Annotated in this window: 12 protein-coding genes; 1 reads left to right on the forward strand and 11 read right to left on the reverse strand. The window is 65.7% G+C overall.

Annotated features, from left to right (window positions below):
• Positions 1 to 15 precede the first annotated feature (15 nt).
• From ACSQ22_RS06760 to amaB, 11 genes are all read right to left on the reverse strand, one after another.
• Positions 16 to 282, reverse strand: coding sequence for a hypothetical protein (locus ACSQ22_RS06760; RefSeq protein ID WP_121420785.1), 267 nt, complete (start codon positions 280 to 282; stop codon positions 16 to 18).
• 163 nt (positions 283 to 445) lie between these two features.
• Positions 446 to 2,005 (reverse strand): methyl-accepting chemotaxis protein, encoded by a 1,560-nt coding sequence (locus ACSQ22_RS06765; protein ID WP_436129814.1) that lies wholly within the window; start codon positions 2,003 to 2,005, stop codon positions 446 to 448.
• A gap of 241 nt (positions 2,006 to 2,246) precedes the next feature.
• Entirely contained in the window at positions 2,247 to 2,735 is a 489-nt protein-coding gene (locus ACSQ22_RS06770; RefSeq protein ID WP_436129815.1) for a tetratricopeptide repeat protein, read from the reverse strand.
• A 150-nt stretch (positions 2,736 to 2,885) separates the two neighbouring features.
• The gene (locus ACSQ22_RS06775) at positions 2,886 to 3,668 is read right to left on the reverse strand and encodes an anti-sigma factor (protein ID WP_436129816.1); all 783 of its coding nucleotides are present in this window, start codon (positions 3,666 to 3,668) and stop codon (positions 2,886 to 2,888) included.
• Positions 3,665 to 4,300 carry an RNA polymerase sigma factor gene (locus ACSQ22_RS06780; RefSeq protein WP_436129817.1) on the reverse strand — a complete coding sequence of 212 codons (636 nt, stop codon included), beginning with the start codon at positions 4,298 to 4,300 and terminating at the stop codon, positions 3,665 to 3,667. The genes ACSQ22_RS06775 and ACSQ22_RS06780 overlap by 4 nt, the downstream gene beginning before the upstream one ends.
• Positions 4,301 to 4,417: 117 nt before the next feature.
• Complete coding sequence (locus ACSQ22_RS06785; protein ID WP_436129818.1) at positions 4,418 to 5,656, reverse strand: Y-family DNA polymerase; 1,239 nt, start codon at positions 5,654 to 5,656, stop codon at positions 4,418 to 4,420.
• Between the two features lie 164 nt (positions 5,657 to 5,820).
• Positions 5,821 to 7,506, reverse strand: coding sequence for a thiamine pyrophosphate-binding protein (locus tag ACSQ22_RS06790; protein WP_436129819.1), 1,686 nt, complete (start codon positions 7,504 to 7,506; stop codon positions 5,821 to 5,823).
• Between the two features lie 34 nt (positions 7,507 to 7,540).
• Positions 7,541 to 8,767 (reverse strand): pyridoxal phosphate-dependent aminotransferase, encoded by a 1,227-nt coding sequence (locus ACSQ22_RS06795; protein ID WP_431150096.1) that lies wholly within the window; start codon positions 8,765 to 8,767, stop codon positions 7,541 to 7,543.
• Entirely contained in the window at positions 8,764 to 9,681 is a 918-nt protein-coding gene (locus ACSQ22_RS06800; protein ID WP_436129820.1) for an amino acid ABC transporter substrate-binding protein, read from the reverse strand. The genes ACSQ22_RS06795 and ACSQ22_RS06800 overlap by 4 nt, the downstream gene beginning before the upstream one ends.
• 120 nt (positions 9,682 to 9,801) lie before the next feature.
• Positions 9,802 to 10,998 carry an NAD(P)/FAD-dependent oxidoreductase gene (locus ACSQ22_RS06805; RefSeq protein ID WP_436129821.1) on the reverse strand — a complete coding sequence of 399 codons (1,197 nt, stop codon included), beginning with the start codon at positions 10,996 to 10,998 and terminating at the stop codon, positions 9,802 to 9,804.
• Positions 10,999 to 11,021: 23 nt separating this feature from the next.
• On the reverse strand, positions 11,022 to 12,557 hold the full coding sequence (amaB, locus tag ACSQ22_RS06810) for an L-piperidine-6-carboxylate dehydrogenase (protein WP_436129822.1): 1,536 nt from the start codon (positions 12,555 to 12,557) through the stop codon (positions 11,022 to 11,024).
• 244 nt (positions 12,558 to 12,801) lie between these two features.
• Between amaB and ACSQ22_RS06815 the strand changes: the two genes are divergently transcribed.
• Complete coding sequence (locus tag ACSQ22_RS06815) at positions 12,802 to 13,713, forward strand: LysR family transcriptional regulator (protein ID WP_436129823.1); 912 nt, start codon at positions 12,802 to 12,804, stop codon at positions 13,711 to 13,713.
• Positions 13,714 to 13,777 lie beyond the last annotated feature (64 nt).

Raw genomic sequence — 13,777 nt, forward strand, 5'->3', positions numbered from 1 at the left:
CGTCAGTCGCGTCGATCAGCTCCGCGCATCGATCCAGTCGCACCGCAGGGTGTGGCGCAGGTGGGCACGCGTTCGCCAGGTGACATAGAGGCTGGGCCCGAAGATACCCATCAGGCACAGCGGCGCAGTCCACGGCTCGCCAAAAGCGATGATGGGAAACCAGCCCACCCAGCCCAGCATCCAGACCGTCAACACCAGGTCCCACAGGTGGTATTCGAGCGGGTGGTCTGCCTTGTGCGCGACATGCCACTGCTTGATGCGTTGCAGCTCGTTGATGGTCATGGTGATCTCCCGGAAAACGGGAAAATCACTGTAAGTTACGAGTAAGCATTCGTCAAGGTCTGTGTGGCTGGCGGTCGCTCGCCACAGCACCCGTTACCCGTTACCCGTTACCCGTTACCCGTTACCCGTTACCCGTTACCCGTTACCCGTTACCCGTTACCCGTTACCCCAGCCGGAACACATCCACCGAGCGGCCCAGCGACACCGCACTCTCCTTGAGCCCCTGCGCCGCCGCCGCAGACTCCTCGACCAGCGCCGCGTTCTGCTGCGTCACGGTGTCCAGCTGCGTCACCGCCTCGTTGACCTGGGCGATGCCTTGCGACTGCTCTTTGGTGGCACTGCTGATCTGCTGCACCAGCGTGCTCACGCGCTCCACTGCATCGACCACGCCCTCAATGGTGGTGCCTGCATGGCCCATCTGCTGGGCACCGCTGGCGATCTGGTTCACCGTCACGCCGATCAGACCGCTGATCTCCTTGGCGGAGCTGGCGCTGCGCTGGGCCAGCGCCCGCACCTCACCCGCCACCACCGCAAAACCCCGCCCCTGCTCACCGGCACGGGCCGCCTCGACGGCGGCGTTCAGGGCCAGCAGATTGGTCTGGAAGGCGATGCCCTCGATCACGCCCACGATTTCGCTGATCTTGGTGGACGACAACTTCATCTGCTGCATGGCGGCGCCCACCTCTTGCACCGCTTGGCCGCCGCGCTTGGCGATGTCGCTGCTCTGTGCGCTCTCGCGCGAGACCTTGGCGGCAGTCTCGGAGGTCTCCTGCACCGTGCTGGCCAGTTGCTCCATGGCCGCAGCAGTCTCTTCCAGACTGCTGGCCTGCGATTCGGTGCGGGCCGACAGGTCCAGGCCGCCGCGCGAGATCTCGTCGGCCGATTCAATGAAGTTGCGCACCTCGGTGCGCACATCGCCCACCACTGCGCGCAGGTTGACCTGGGTCTGCAGCAGGCGCTGCATGAGTGCACCCAGCGGCTCGGGATAGTCCGACCGGACCGAGGTGGTCAGGTTGCAAGCCGAAATGTCCGACGCAAACCGCGTAGCGTCGCGCAGACCGCGCAGCACGCAGGTCTGAAACCGCCACAGCACAAAACCCGCACCCAGCGCCAGCAGCCCACCCCGCAGCACAACGGCCAAAGTGCCCCGCAGGCCCAACAGATCGGGTACAAGGGCCAGCACCACCAGCATGACCATCATCAGCACCATGCGGATCTGCAAAGGCAATTGCACCAGCCGCTGCCATGCACCTCGCAGGCTATGGTGGCGCACCTGCCCGCCGGCCAGCGAGAAGCTGAAGGCGCCCGACTCTGCCTCACGGCGCATCTGGGCATACAGGGCTTCGGCAGCGGCGATCTCGGTCGCGCTGGGCTTGGTGCGCACCGACATGTAGGCACGCGGCTTGCCGCCTTCCATGATGGGGGTGACGTTGGCGCGCACCCAATAGTGGTCGCCGTTTTTGCGGCGGTTTTTGACAATCCCTGTCCACGGCTCGCCCCGGCCGATGGTCCGCCACAGATCCCTGTAGGCCTCGGCGGGCATGTCGGGGTGGCGGATGAGGTTGTGCGGCTGGCCAATGAGTTCGTCGTAGCTGTAGCCGCTCACGCGAACGAACGCTGGATTGCAGTGGGTAATCTCGCCCTTGGTGTTGGTGCTGGACACCAGCAGTTCATCGCCGGAAAAGTCGAAGTTCTGCTGGGTCACCGGCAGGTTGATGCGCATGTTGGCTCCTGATGGGCCTGCAGCAGAGGCAGGCAGCGCGGCACGCTATTCGTTACCGCTTGATACCGATCAAGTCTAACGGGCCAACAGCGCCTTACACACTAAAAATCAGGCGCCTGAAAACGATACAAAGCGGATAACAAAACCCAGCGCAGCGGTTCTGGCGAGGCGCCACGTCGCAGGCAGTACGGGTAGTACGAAAAGACGCAGCAACGACGCCAGAAGGGTTTTTTAGCCGCTCCTACTGCGCCGGCTTGTAGGCCGCAATGGCCTTGGCCAGATCGGTGGTCTCCTCGCACTGCGCGCAGATGGCCTGCAGCTTGGCGAGCTGGGCTTCGGCCTGCGCCTTCTGGCCAACCTTGAGGTAGCCCATGCCCGAGTATTCCAGCGCTCCCTTGTGGCGGGGGTCCAGCGCCAGTGCCTTGTTGTAGGCCGCAAACGCCTCGTCGTATTTGCCGAGCCAACGGTTGGAGTAGCCCAGCAGGTTATAGGCATCGGCGTTCTGCGGATTCTGGGCCACCACCTTGCTGAAGCTGCTGGCCGCCAGCGCCCAGTTCTTGGCTTCGATGGCTTTTTTGCCCACGGCAAAGTCGTCAATGCGTGCGTTCTCCACTGGCGTGGTGGGCATATCGGCCGCGTGGGCCACGGGCAGTGCCAACACGGGCACCAGCACCAGCGCCAGGCTCAGCAGGGGCGCAGACATCAAGGGGCGAACAGGGAATGAAGGCATGGGAAGCTCCTGAAAACGTGAAGTTGGAATGGTCGGAGGCCGCGCTGGCCCCATGCCGGAGACCGGCACCTCAGATAAACGACACGGAATGCAAAACGGATGCAGCGCCGGACAGTTATTTCTGCAAAGCCGATGGGCGCCTTGCGCCGCTCACCACAGCTTGGCGCAGTTGCCGGTGAAAAGCACGGTGCTGCTGGGCACCTGCGGCGTTGCCGATGCCTCCAGCGTCACCATGAGTTTGCTGACCTTGAGCAGCAGCTTCTCCGACGTATCGGGCAACACCGACACCGCAGAACCCGCCACCGGCACCGTGCCCAGCACAAACGGGGCACCGTCAGCTGGCACCGCCCATAACACCAGCTGGGGGGCTGCACCCGCCGTCGTCGCTGAAGTCGCTGGCATCGCTGGAAGCGTGATAGGCCCGATGACCTTCACCGTCAGCGTGCGTCCATGGCGCAGCGAACTCACCAGCACCTTGCCGTTGCCCGCCTCGTCCGTCAGCAGGCCCACATAGGCCTGCGGCAGTTTGTCCCCTGCGCGCAAGGCCACCTGGTCGCTCGACACAAACAAGGTTGGCACCGCAGCCACCAGGGCCACGGTGGCCACCACACCCAACACCACACCCGCCAAGCCCTGCAACACACCATGGCGCCGCCACAGCACACCGGCCCAACCGCCCTGCGGGGCTGCGTCTTTCACATCGCGCGGCCGGGTGCGCGCCTCTATGGCGGCCCACACGCGCTGCGGTGGCTGTTGCACCGGCACCGAACGGGCCAGCATCCCCAGCCGCCCTTCCCACTGCGCCACCAGCAACTGCACGTCGCCGCGATCGCGCAGCAGCCGCTCGAAGCGGCGGCGCGCGCCACCGCCCAGCGTGCCCAGCACATAGGCAGACGCCAGGTGGTCCAGCAGCGCGGGGTGGGTATACCTCATGCGCCCACCCCTTGCGCGGCCAGGCAGCTTTTCAGGCGCTCCAGGCCCCGCCGGATCCAGGCCTTGACCGAACCCAGGGGCGCGCCCATCTGCGCCGCCACCTCGGAATGCGACAGGCCCTGGTAGTAAGCCAGTGCCAGGCTTTGCCGGTAGCTTCCGTCCAGCGCATTCATGCAGCCGTCGATGCGCAGCGCCTGGGTGGCCTGCTCCAGCAGATGCATCGCGCTGGGTGCGGGGGCCAATGCAGACGCAGCACCCATCGCGTCGCTGCCATCCCCATCGCTGCCTGCGAGCTCCGTGGTGTCATTCCAGGCGCTTTCAGGCCGCCGGGCGCGGGCGCGCAAGGCGTCCAGCGCCTTGTTGCGCACGATGGCGATCAGCCATGTCATGGGCTGGATAGGCTGCCCGCCCACTTCGCTGCGGTAGCTTCCAGCGTTTTTCCAGATGCTCACATACGCCTCTTGCAGCACATCCTCGGCCGCCTGTCCTTGCCCCAACATACGCACGGCAACGCCGAACAGATGCACGTGGGTGCGCTGGTAGATCTGCGCGAAGGCGGCATGGTCTCCCCCGGCTGCGGCGCGGATCAACGCTTGCAGGTTGGCGGAAGGAACATCGGTGGCAGTGGCCATATGCGGGCGAGTATAGGAACGCAACAGGCGGTGCAGGCAGGTCTCACTCTGGGTGTTTACGCCGATTGCCACGACCCCACTGGGCCGTGAACTGGCAGGAAACGACGTCAACCCGCGCTAAAAAAGCTGCGCCGTGCCACCCACACCCTCTGCGCCATCTGCGCCATCTGCGGAGCCTGGCTTGCGCCGGCGTGTTTCTGCCGTTGCCCCAGCCCGTGGCTCCAGCAAGGGCTCTTCGCCCCGCCGCGCCAGCGTGCTGGCCCGCACGCCCAGCAGCCGCAGGCGCTTGTCCAGCGGCACGCGTTTGAGGCACTGCCCGGCCAGCTGGCGGATGGTGGCGCCATCGGCCGTGTAGAGGTTCGCCGTGTGGTCGCGCGTGGCGATCTTGAAGTCGTCGTAGCGCAGCTTGATGCCGATGGTGCGCGCCACATAGCCCTTGCGCTGCAGGTCTTCGGCCAGGCGCATACACAGGTTGGTGAAGATCGCGCCCAGTTCAGTGCGGTCTCGCACTGCGTGCAGGTCGCGGTCGAACGTGGTCTCGCGGCTCATGCTCACGGGCTCGCTCTCGGTCACCACCGGGCTGTCGTCCCGCCCCCAGGCCACCCGGTGCATCCACGCCCCGGTGGACTTGCCAAAGTGGCCCATCAGCCATTGCTCATCTTGCGCCGCCAGCTGCCCGATGGTTTCAATGCCCAGCCGTGCCAGCTTCTCGCCGGCCTTGGGGCCAATGCCGTTGATCTTGCGCACATTGAGCGGCCAGATCCTGGTCTGCAGGTCTTCCTCGTAGACGATGGAGATGCCGTTGGGCTTGTTGAACTCGCTGGCCATCTTGGCCAGCAGCCGGTTGGGCGCCACGCCAATCGAGCAAGTCAGCCCGGTCACGTCAAAGATGCTCTTCTGGATGAGCCGCGCCAGCACCCTGCCCCCTTCGCGCTGGCCGCCGGGCACGTCGGTGAAGTCGATGTACACCTCGTCCACGCCCCGGTCTTGCATCACGGGGGCTATCTCCATGATGGTGCTTTTGAACAGGCGTGAAAACCGCCGCACCTCGTCAAAATCCACCGGCAGCACGATGGCCTGCGGGCACAGCTTGGCGGCCTTCATCATCCCCATGGCCGAGCCCACACCAAACTGCCGCGCTGGGTAGGTGGCGGTGGTGATCACGCCCCGGCCGACATAGTCCTTGAGCAGCGGAAAGTCCTCTACCGGGATGAAATGCCGCTCCCGCAAGCCCGTGCCATCCGGGCCTTGCAGCAACAGTTCATCCACCTTGCGCCGCCCGCCCCCAATCACCACGGGCAGGCCCTTGAGCTGCGGGTAGCGCAGCAGTTCGACAGATGCGAAAAAGGCATCCATATCGAGATGGGCGATGCGGCGCAGCCGCTGCCCCTGGCGCTGAGGCGGGGCTGCAGTTGCGGGCTCGTTATCGGGGAAATCAGGCGCTAAAACGGTCACGCCCGCTATTGTGCGCGGCAGAGTGACAGACTGCTGCCACCGGGCATGACGGTGCTATCGCTTGGCTATCGCTTGGCCATGGCCGCGCTGCGAATGCCCTGCAGCGTGCCCGTGGGCGTGATCGCCTCGGGGTCGATCAGGCAGTGCAACACGCTGGGCAGACCGCTCGCGCGTGCACGGGCAAGCGCCGGGGCGAAGTCTTCGGTGCGCTCTACCCGCTCTCCATGCCCGCCAAAGGCCTGGGCGTAGGCTTTGAAGTCCGGATTCTTGAGCTGGGTGGCGCTGATGCGGCCGGGGTACTCGCGCTCCTGGTGCATGCGGATGGTGCCGTACATGGCGTTATCGAGCAGCACCACGATGATGGGCAGGCCGTACTGCACAGCGGTCGCAAACTCCTGTCCGTGCATCAAGAAGTCGCCGTCGCCCGCAAACACCACCACCTCGCGCTGCGGCCACAGGCGCTTGGCACCCACACCCGCAGGCAGGCCGTAACCCATGGAGCCACTGGTGGGCGCCAGCTGGCTCGCATAGGTGGTAAACGGCCAGAAGCGGTGCACCCAGGTGGCAAAGTTGCCTGCGCCGTTGCAGAAGATGGTGTTGGCAGGCAGCGTGGACTTGAGATGCTGCATGACCTGGCCCATCTGCAGCTCGCCAGGAATCTGGATGGGGTTGGTGTCGCTCCACAGGATGTACTCGGACCGTGCCATCTCCGCATGGGCATGCCAGGCCACAGCCCCCGCAGGCCGCACACCCGCCAGCGCCGCCGTGAATGCCTGCGGCGTGGCGTGGATGGCCTGCGCGGGCCGGTACAGCTTGCCCAGCTCATCGGCATCGGCATGCACATGCACCAGCGGCTGCGTGGGGTTGGGGATGGCAAACAGCTCGTAGCCCTGCGACGGGATCTCTGACAGGCGCCCGCCCACCACCAGCACCAGATCGGACTCGCGGATGCGTGCCAACAGGCGCGGGTTCACCCCCAGGCCCAGGTCGCCGCCATAGCAAGCGTGGTTGGCCGGGAAGAGCATTTGTCGCCGGAACGAGCAATACACCGGCAGCGACCAAGCCTCGGCAAACGCCACAAACTCGCGCACCGCCTGCTCGGACCAGCGGCTGCCGCCCAGGATGGCCACGGGCTGGTGCGCGGCTTTCAGGCGCTGGGCCAGCTCGGCCATCTGCGCGGCGCCGGGGTGCGTTTCGGTCACCTGGTAAGGCAGCGCATCGGCCACGGTGGCGGCTTCGGTCAGCATGTCTTCGGGCAGCGCCACCACCACGGGGCCGGGGCGGCCGGATGTGGCGACGTGGAAGGCGCGCGAGATCAGCTCGGGCACACGGGCCGGGTCGTCAATCTGCACCACCCACTTCGCCATGGTGCCAAACACCGCGCTGTAATCCAGCTCCTGAAACGCCTCGCGCCCCATGGCACCGCGTGCCACCTGGCCCACGAACAGGATCAGGGGGGTCGAGTCCTGGTGCGCGATGTGCACACCGGCCGACGCATTGGTGGCGCCCGGCCCGCGTGTCACAAAGCAGATGCCGGGCTGGCCCGTGAGCTTGCCCTGCGCCTCGGCCATCATGGCCGCACCGCCTTCCTGGCGGCACACCGTCACGGCAATGTCGGCATCGTGCAGGGCATCGAGCACGGCCAGATAGCTCTCGCCCGGCACACAGAACAGCTGCTTCACGCCGTGGGTGATGAGCTGGCGGACCAGGATCTGGCCGCCCGTGCGGGAGGTGGTGGGTGCGGTAGTCATGTCAGACGGTCATTTCACAAAACAGAACAAGAACTCAGAACAGTGCCTTGCACGCGCGCTGGATGCGCGCGCAGGCCTCTTGCAGGTCGGCCATGCTGGCAGCGTACGAGATACGGAAGTACGGCGCCAGCCCCAGCACGCTGCCTGGCACCACGGCCACATGGAACTCGCGCAGCAGGTAGTCGCAAAAATCGGCGTCGGTGCGCAGCAATACACCGCCCGGCGTGGTGCGGCCCAGCACACCTTCGCAACTGGCAAAGGTGTAGAACGCGCCCTCGGGCACGCGGCAACGCAGGCCCGGCGATGCGTTGAGGGCCGCCACCACCAGGTCGCGCCGCGCCTGAAACGCACGGCAGCGCTCGGCCACCACATCCTGCGGGCCGGTGAGTGCAGCCACCGCAGCGGCCTGGCTGATGGACGACGCGCACGATGTGGCCTGGCTTTGCACCACTGCCATGGCCGCGATCAATGCCTTGGGCCCGGCACCGTAGCCCAGGCGCCAGCCCGTCATGGCGTACGACTTGGAGACACCGTTCACCGTCAGCGTGCGCTCGCGCAGTGCGGGCAGCACGGCTGCGGGGGTGGCAAACGCGAGCCCGTCATACAGGATGTGCTCGTAGATGTCATCCGCCAGCACCCACACCTGCGGATGGTGCAGCACCACCTCCAGAATAGGCCGCAACTGCTCGGCGCTGTAGGCCGTGCCGCTGGGGTTGGAGGGGGAATTGATGAACACCCAGCGCGTGCGCGGTGTGATGGCCGCGTCGAGCTCTTCGGGCGTGATGCGAAACCCGTTGGCTTCGCTGCAGGGCACCACCACAGGCACGCCACCGGCAATCAGCACCATGTCGGCGTACGAGGTCCAGTACGGCGCGGGCAGGATGACCTCGTCGCCGGGATTCAGGCTGGCCATCAGCGCGTTGTAGATGACCTGCTTGGCGCCCGCACCCACCGTGATTTCGTTGGTGGCGAACGCGAGGCCGTTGTCGCGGCGGAACTTGAGCTGGATGGCCGCCTTGAGCGCGGGCGTTCCGTCCAGCACCGTGTAGTGCGTGTCGCCCTGCGCCATGGCCTGCTGCGCGGCTTCAATCACGTGGGCGGGCGTGTCAAAGTCGGGCTCGCCCAGGCCCAGCACGATGACGGGCTGGCCCTGGCGCTTGAGCTCGTTGGCGGCCTGGGTGATGCGCACGATGTCGGACACACCGATGGCGCTGATGCGGTCGGCCGCGCGGAAGGCCGTGGCAGGAACGGCGGCGTTCATTGCTGGTAGGTCTCCAGGGGCTTGTCGTTGGGCGTGGCAAACAGCTGGCGCAGCGTGGTGCCCAGCGGCAGGTTCAGGCTCATGTTCTTGGGTGGGATGGGGTTTACAAACCACTTGGTGTAGATCTTTTCCATCTCGCCGCTTTGCATGAGCTTGGTGAGCACACCGTCCACCGCCGCCTTGAAGGTGGGGTCGTCCTTGCGGAACAGCAGCGCAATGGGCTCGGCGCCCAGCGGCTCGCCCACGATGCGGTAGGCCGAGGGGTCCTTGGAGTTGGCAATCATCCCGGCCAGCAGGTTGTCATCGAGCACAAAAGCGTCGGCGCGGCCGGTTTCAAGCAGCAAGAAGCTCTCATGGTGGTCCTTGCCCAGCACGGTCTTGATGGCGGTGCCGCCCAGTGCTCGCTCTTGCTTGCGCAGCAACTGCACGGCCGTGGTGCCGGTGGATGCCGCGATGGTGCGCCCGGCAAGTTGGCTGATGGACTTCAGGTCCGAATCCTTGCGCACCGCCATACGCACTTCGCTCACGTAGGTGGTCACCGCAAAGGCCACCTGCTGCTGGCGCGCCGTGTTGTTGGTGGTGGGGCCGCAGCCGATGTCGAGCGTGCCGTTTTGCACCAGCGGCAGCGTGTTTTGCGCCGTCACGGCCATGTATTCAAGCTTGGCGTCGGGCGCGACTTCTTTCAGCACGCGCTCGCACAGCTCCACGTGGTAGCCCACGTATTTTTCGTTGGCGCCGAGTGCGTAGGCCATGGGCGGCGAGGTCTCGCGCACGCCAAGCACCGCCTTGCCAGATGCCTTAATTTTCTCCAGCGTGGGGGTGGATGGGGTCTGTGCCTGCGCGGGTGCAAAAGCCGTGTAGGCCAGTGCCAGCCCTGCGGCGAGCGCGGTGAATGTCTTGCGGGAAATTGCCATGGTCGTTGTCTCCGGTGGTGTTGTGATTGGCAGGTTGGAAAGCGTCGAAAGCAGAAATACCAAAAAAAGGAAAAATCGAACGGGCGGTGCGCCGGGGCATCGCCGCAGGGGGCTCAAGGCTCAGATGACGTTTTTCTCCAGCAACGGCTGGTTGCGCGCGATGCGTTCAATGGACAGCGGCGACAGGTCCAGGCTCTGGTAGCCGCCCGTCAACATCCACTCCGCCAGGCCACGCCCCACAGCCGGGCACTGCTGCAGGCCGTGGCCAGAAAAGCCGTTGGCAAACACCAGGTTGTCGCACGCCGGGTGCAGGCCCACGATGGCGTTGTGGTCAAACGTGTTCATCTCGTAGTAGCCCGCCCAGGCGCCCTGCATGCGCAGTGCCTCAAAGCCCGGGATGCGCTCGGCCAGCGTGGGCCAGATGCGGTCCTCGAACGCTGCGTACTCGGGCTCCAGCGGGGCAAAGTCGGCGTCGTTGCCCACCTCTGGCGCAAAGCCGCAGATAAAACCCTTGCCCTCAGGCCGCAGCCAAATGCCACTGGTGTCGATGAGCAGTGGACAGCTCGGCAGCGCTGCGGGGCTGGCCAGGTTGAAGACCGTACGGCGCTTGCCCACCACCGGCAGATCAATGCCAGCCCAGCCCGCAATGGCAGCCGCCCACGGGCCGCCCGCGTTCACGGCGTAGCGGCAAGGCAGCACGGTGCCGCTTTGCAGGCGCACCGCATCCACATGCAACACGCCGTCGCTGGCCGCCGTGTCCAGCCCCACAGCCTCATCGGCCACATAGCGCACGCCCTGGCTCTGTGCCTTCTTGCGCAGCGCCGTCAGCAGCAGGTAGCCATCAAACCAGCCCTCGCCCGACAGGCCCAGCGAGCCCAGCACCACGTCCTGCAGCGCCAGCCAGGGAAAACGCTCGGCCAGTTGCTGCGGGCTCAGCAGCGCCACGTCAGCACCGTACTGATTTTGCAACGCATAGTTTTCGCGCAGTGTGGCCTCGCCCGCCTGGGTGGCTAGGTACAGGTAGCCGCCTTCGTGCAGGCCAATGTCGGGCACATCGCCATGGCAGGCCAGCAGCGTGCCCACGTTGCGCAAGAAGCCGATGCCAAACGCCGAGATCTGGATGTTGATGTCCGTCGAGAACTGCTGGCGGATGGAGCTGGCCGACAGCGCCGACGAAGCCCGCGCGTAGGTCGGGTCGCGCTCGACCACCACCACCTCGCAGCCCGGCTGCTGCAGCGTGAGGAAGTACGCAATGGCACTGCCGATGACACCACCGCCGATGATGACGATGGGGTGTAGGTCCTTAGCGATCAACATGAACGGGGCAACCAGCGCGTGGGTTACACGTCAAACGTCACGCCTTGCGCCAGTGGCAATGCGGTGGAGTAGTTGATGGTGTTGGTCGCGCGGCGCATGTAGGCCTTCCAGCTGTCCGAGCCCGCTTCGCGGCCACCACCGGTTTCCTTCTCACCGCCAAACGCGCCGCCAATTTCGGCACCGCTGGGGCCAATGTTCACATTGGCAATGCCGCAGTCCGAACCCGCGGCCGACATGAACTGCTCGGCCTCGCGCACATTGAGCGTGAAGATGGACGACGACAGGCCCGCGCCCACGGCGTTGTTCATGGCAATGGCTTCGTCGATGGTGCTGTAGCGCACCACGTACAGGATGGGCGCAAAGGTTTCGTGCAGCGCGGGGCCTTCATGGGCTTTCAGCTCCACCAGAGCGGGGCGCACGTAGTACGCATCCGCACCGCCGATGCCTTCCACGCGGCCACCACCGTGCACCGCAGCGCCCAGCGCGCGGCTTTGCTCCAGCGCTTTTTGCATGCCGTCAAACGCAGGGCGGTCGATCAGCGGGCCCACCAGCGTGCCGGGCGTGCGCGGGTCGCCCACCTGCACGTTGGCGTACACCTTGGCCAGCTGGGGCACCAGCTGGTCGTAAATGCTCTCGTGCACAAACAGACGGCGCAGCGTGGTGCAGCGCTGGCCCGCCGTGCCCATGGCGGCGAACGCAATGCCGCGCAGGGCCAGATTCAAATCGGCCGAGGGCGCCACGATGGCGGCGTTGTTGCCGCCCAGCTCCAAGATGCCGCGCGCAAAACGCGCTGCAAGGCGCGGGCCCACGGCGCGGCCCATGGCGGTGGAGCCCGTGGCCGACAGCACGGGCACGCGGGCGTCATCCACCAGCACCTCGCCAATGTCGCGCTGGCCCACGATCAGCTCCAGCAGGCCTTCGGGTGCGTCGGCACCAAAACGGGCGATGGCACGCTGCGCAATCGCGTGCGTGGCCAGGGCCGTGAGCGGGGTCTTTTCCGAAGGTTTCCACACCACTGAATCACCACACACCAGTGCCAGCGCGGCGTTCCACGACCACACGGCTACCGGGAAGTTGAAGGCCGAAATGACGCCGCACACGCCCAGCGGATGCCAGGTTTCCATCATGCGGTGGCCGGGGCGCTCGGTGGCAATCGTCAGGCCGTACAGCTGGCGCGACAGGCCCACGGCAAAGTCGCAAATGTCGATCATCTCCTGCACCTCGCCCAGGCCTTCGGACGGGATCTTGCCCGCCTCGATGGTCACCAGCAGGCCCAGGTCGGCCTTGGCGGCACGCAGCTCCTCGCCCAGCAGGCGCACCAGCTCGCCCCGGCGCGGTGCAGGCACATTGCGCCACGCCAAAAAGGCCGCATGCGCCCGGCCGATGGCAGCCGTGGCGTCGGCTGCGCTTTGCTGCGGCACCTGGGCCAGCACCTCGCCCGTGATGGGCGAGCGCGCCGCCAGCGTGCCGCCGGTGTACGCCGTGCGGGGCACGCCCAGGCGTTGCAGCAGTTGATCGACTTCGGACACGAGGGAGGTGGCGACAGGGGTGGCGGACATGGCGGCTCGCTAGCTTGGATGGAGGCAGAGAAAGGGAAACAGCGTGGGAAAACACACGCAGTGAATGCGCCAATATCCGCCAATCGCGCCGCGCTGGATAGCAAAAAAATGGAACTACTTGATCACAAATCAGCATGAAGTACCTGAAAATATCAGGACCGCTACCCTATACCCAATGAGCGACAGGGGCTCAAAAGGCTCAATTTTTGGCGTCACCCATCATTCCCCCAACGCATGACCCAGTATGACCCTGCTGCGCCGAACCTTCCTGCCCTCTACCGCCGACCTGCTGGCCTTTGAGGCCGCCGCCCGTCACCAGAGCGTGTCGCGCGCGGCCGAAGAGCTGCACCTCACCCAAAGTGCCGTGTCGCGCCAGATCCGCCAGTTGGAAGAGCAAATCGGCACCGCCCTCTTCCACCGCGTGCGCCAGCGCGTGGTGCTGACCGACGCGGGCCGGGTCTACGCGGCCGACGTGCAAAACGTGCTGCAGCAACTGTCGGCCAGCACACAAAAAGCCATGGCGTTCTCCAGCACCGACGGCCTGCTCAACCTGGCCGTGCTGCCCACGCTGGGCACCCGCTGGCTCATCCCGCGCCTAGGCGGCTTCGTGGCACTGCACCCCGAGGCCATGGTCAACTTCTCGGCCCGCACCGAGCCCTTTGACTTTGCGGGCACGCCGTTTGACGCGGCCATCCACTTCGGCACCCCGCACTGGGCAGGCGCGGTGTGCGAATACCTGATGCACGAAGAAACCGTGCCCGTGTGCAGCCCCACCTACCGCGACCGCAAAAACATTCACACACCGCAAGACCTCACGCGCGTGGTGCTGCTGCAGCAAAGCACCCGCCCCACCCAATGGGCCGAATGGTTTGAGCTGGTGGGCGTGCCCACGGCCCTGGCCCTGCGCGGCCCCCAGTCTGAACACTTCGCCATGATTGCGCAGGCTGCCGTGTCGCACCTCGGGGCGGCGCTGCTGCCGCGCTTTTTGATTGAGCAAGAGTTGGCGGCCGGGAGTTTGGTGGAGCTGTCAGACCAGGTGCTGACGAGCACCGATGCGTATTACTTGGTGTACCCGGAGGCACGGGCGCAAACACCGTTGGTGAATGCGTTCAGGGATTGGGTGGTGGGGGAGTGTGCGGGGCAGCGGCAAGGGTGAGGACCGATCGCTCATACCGAGAGACCGGGGCATATCGCCAAGAGGATGAGGCGGCAATCAAAAT

Source organism: Acidovorax sp. LjRoot38, assembly GCF_964252975.1.
Lineage (GTDB): Bacteria > Pseudomonadota > Gammaproteobacteria > Burkholderiales > Burkholderiaceae_C > Acidovorax > Acidovorax facilis.